At 69.1% G+C, this 3018-nt stretch carries 3 protein-coding genes and 1 pseudogene; 2 read left to right on the top strand and 2 right to left on the bottom strand.

Annotated elements, in window-relative coordinates:
- Together WMK75_RS18820 and WMK75_RS18815 are read right to left on the bottom strand one after the other, a co-directional pair.
- A pseudogene (locus tag WMK75_RS18820) lies at positions 1–263 on the bottom strand (hypothetical protein); the annotation flags it as partial.
- 29 nt (positions 264–292) lie between these two features.
- On the bottom strand, positions 293–892 hold the full coding sequence (locus WMK75_RS18815; RefSeq protein ID WP_347269103.1) for a TRAP transporter small permease subunit: 600 nt from the start codon (positions 890–892) through the stop codon (positions 293–295).
- A gap of 202 nt (positions 893–1094) precedes the next feature.
- On the opposite strand from WMK75_RS18815, the gene WMK75_RS18810 reads away from it, so the two are divergent.
- Both WMK75_RS18810 and efeU read left to right on the top strand, forming a co-directional pair.
- The gene (locus tag WMK75_RS18810; RefSeq protein WP_347269102.1) at positions 1095–1883 is read left to right on the top strand and encodes a class II glutamine amidotransferase; all 789 of its coding nucleotides are present in this window, start codon (positions 1095–1097) and stop codon (positions 1881–1883) included.
- Between the two features lie 322 nt (positions 1884–2205).
- A partial coding sequence (gene efeU / locus WMK75_RS18805; RefSeq protein WP_347269101.1) for an iron uptake transporter permease EfeU occupies positions 2206–3018 on the top strand: 813 nt, incomplete at its 3' end.

The following is a 3018-nucleotide window of genomic DNA, read 5'->3' as shown; positions in this document are numbered from 1 at the left end:
AGGAAGTTCTCCTGGAACAGGCCGAGCTCGATGCCGATCAGCGCGAAGAGCAGGCCGTTGGCGGCGAGCGCGAAGGCGACCGGATAGCCGAGCAGCAGGAAGACGACGAGCGCCGCGAACATCACCGGCGCCATGTTGACGCGCAGGAAGTCGCCGAGGCCGCCGCCCGCCGCGAAGGCGTCGCCGGTATGCAGGCCGAAGAAGGCGAGGAGCGTCAGCGCCGTGAGCAGGCCGGCGAGGCGCGGAAGGCGGGAGGCGTGCATGGGGCGGCTCGGTGTCTCTTGCGGGCGGCTCACGAGGCGAGACCCTGTTCCTTGGCCTGGTCGAGCAGGCGCTGGGCTTCGGCCTCGGCCGCGGCGGCGTGGCCGAGCGCCGCCTCGTCGTCGTCGAGATCGCCGCGCATGATCGCGACCTGCTTGATGATCTCGGAGACGCCCTGGAAGCTCAGCATCACGAAGCCGACGACGACGAGCCCCTTGGCCGGCCATTGCGGCAGGCCGCCGGCCGAGAGCGACTGCTCGCCGATCGCATAGGAGCGCATGAAGAACGGCCAGGAATGATAGACGATCAGCAGGCTGAACGGCATCAGGAACAGCACATGGCCGAGGAGCTCGATCCATTGCCGCACGCGCCTGGGCAGCATGCTGTTCACGATGTCGATGCGGATGTGCTCCTTCACCTGCATCGTCCAGGAGGCGCAGATCAGGAAGACCGCGCCGAACAGCATCCATTGCAGCTCGAGCCAGGCATTCGAGGAATAGTTGAAGACCTTGCGGATGATGGCGTTGACCGCCGCCACGATCACCGCGGCGAGGATCAGCCAGGCGATCTTCCGGCCGATGAAGCCGTTGACCGCATCGATGACCCGGCTGATGGCGAGAAGACCCTTCACATTCCCGCTCCCGTGAGCTCGCGATTGCGCGCGGCTTCCACCCTTTACCGGCTGGATCGGTATAGGAGGGATGCGCGCCACGCAAGGCGGTGCGGCTCTTATCCATTAGACGAAAGGCGCGCGGGGCGGGCGCGTTATGTTCGCGTTCATCTTCGGAGAACATTATCCTCGCGGTTGCTTTCCACCGCGATTCGGGGCGCAGATGTGCCGCTTCCTCGCCTATTCGGGCGTTCCCGTCTTCCTCGAGGACTTCGTCGCCTCGCCCTGCCATTCGCTGATCCACCAGTCGCTCCATGCCGAGGAGGCCAAGACCGGCACCAATGGCGACGGCTTCGGCGTCGGCTGGTACGGCGAGCGGCCCGAGCCCGGCCAGTATCGCGAGGTGCGGCCGGCCTGGTCCGACGAGAACCTGCTCTCGATCGCGCGGCAGGTGCGCTCGCATCTGTTCTTCGCCCATGTCCGGGCCGCGACCGGCACCGCGACGACGCGGGCGAACTGCCACCCCTTCGTCCATGGCCGCCATCTCTTCATGCATAACGGCCAGATCGGCGGCTACGGCCTGATCCGCCGGCGATTGGAGGCGCTGATCCCGGACGGGCTCTACGGCGCCCGCGCCGGCACCACCGATTCCGAAGCGGTCTTCCTGCTCGCGCTCGCCCATCTGGCGCAGGGCATGGCGCCGGGCGAGGCGCTCGCCACGGCCCTGTCCGACGCGCTTTCGCTGATGCGCGAGGCCGGCATCCGCGAGCCCCTGCGCTGCGCCGCCGCGCTCGCCGACGGCGAGAGCATCCACGCGGTCCGCTGGTCCTCCGACGCCCGGCCGCCGAGCCTCTATGTCTGCGCGCGGGCGGACAGCGTCGTCGTCGCCTCCGAGCCGGTCGACGCCGCGCGCGAATGCTGGCAGCCCCTGCCCTGCAACACGCTGGTCACGGTGCGGGGCAACACGGTCGCGCTCTCCCCCTTCGAGATCGCGCTGAAGCGGGCGGCCTGAGACCGGCGGCCCGCGAGACGAACCGATGTCGGCTCGCCGTCATTGCGAGCGCAGCGAAGCAATCCAGAAGCGGCAGGGCTCTACGTCCCCCTGGATTGCTTCGCTGCGCTCGCAATGACGGTCGAGTCGGGCGCAAAGACCGTCGGCGACGCAAGATGACGCATGGTCGCAGCGGTATTGTGCAAGTATCCGGACCTCCTCCAACAATTTACGATCATTCTAAACTGTCAGGATTCGGTTGACCCTCGCGCCGTGACTGCCTAGGCACGGGCTGCCGGCGCCGCCATGAGCCGACCCCGGCGCGCAACCGGGCGGGTTCGCCGTGATCGTTCCGTTTCTCATCATGCTCCGCGAGGGGATCGAGGCCGCGCTGATCGTCGGCATCGTCGCGAGCTATCTCACCCGGACCGGGCGGCGCGAATGGCTTCCGGCGCTCTGGCTCGGCGTCGGGCTCGCCTGCGCCGCGAGCCTGGCGGCCGGCGCGGCGCTCGACATCGTCGTCGGCGAACTGCCCCAGCGCGGGCAGGAGCTGTTCGAGGCCGTGATCGGCCTGATCGCCGCCGCGATGCTGACCTCGATGGTGTTCTGGATGCGCAAGGCGGCGCGCTCGATCCGGGGCGAATTGCAGGCCGGCGTCGACGCGGCGCTGGCCGGCGCGCATCAGGGTTTCGCGCTGGTCGGCCTCGCCTTCCTCGCCGTGGTGCGCGAGGGGCTGGAATCGGTGTTCTTCCTGCTCGCCATCTTCCAGCAGAGCGGCGGCTGGGCGCCGGCGGCGGGCGCGACGCTCGGCGTGCTGCTCGCGGGCATCGTCGGCTACGCCATCTACGCGCTGGGCGTGAAGCTCAACCTGCGCGCCTTCTTCCGCTGGACCGGCGTCCTGATCCTGTTCGTCGCGGCGGGGCTGGTGGCGAACGCCGTGCGCTCGCTGCACGAGGCCGGGCTGTGGAACCATCTCCAGCAGGTCGTCTACGATCTCGGCGCCGTGCTGCCGGCCGACGGGCCGCTCGGCGCGATCCTCTCCGGCTTCTTCGGCTATCAGGAGCGGGCGACGCTGGGCGAGGTCGCCGCCTATCTCGCCTTCCTGGTCCCGATGCTCGTCCTGTTCCTCGCCGCCGGCCGGCACGGGCAGCCGGCC

This window comes from Paracoccus sp. (in: a-proteobacteria) (assembly GCF_039808215.1).
Classification (GTDB): domain Bacteria; phylum Pseudomonadota; class Alphaproteobacteria; order Rhodobacterales; family Rhodobacteraceae; genus Paracoccus.
The sequence above is the reverse complement of the archived record's forward strand: the minus strand, read 5'-3'. Positions and strand labels throughout refer to the sequence as shown.

Bases quoted from the DNA above. Each gene is read 5' to 3' on its own strand.
- WMK75_RS18810 (WP_347269102.1), top strand. From the start codon at position 1,095: ATGTGCCGCTTCCTCGCCTATTCGGGCGTTCCCGTCTTCCTCGAGGAC.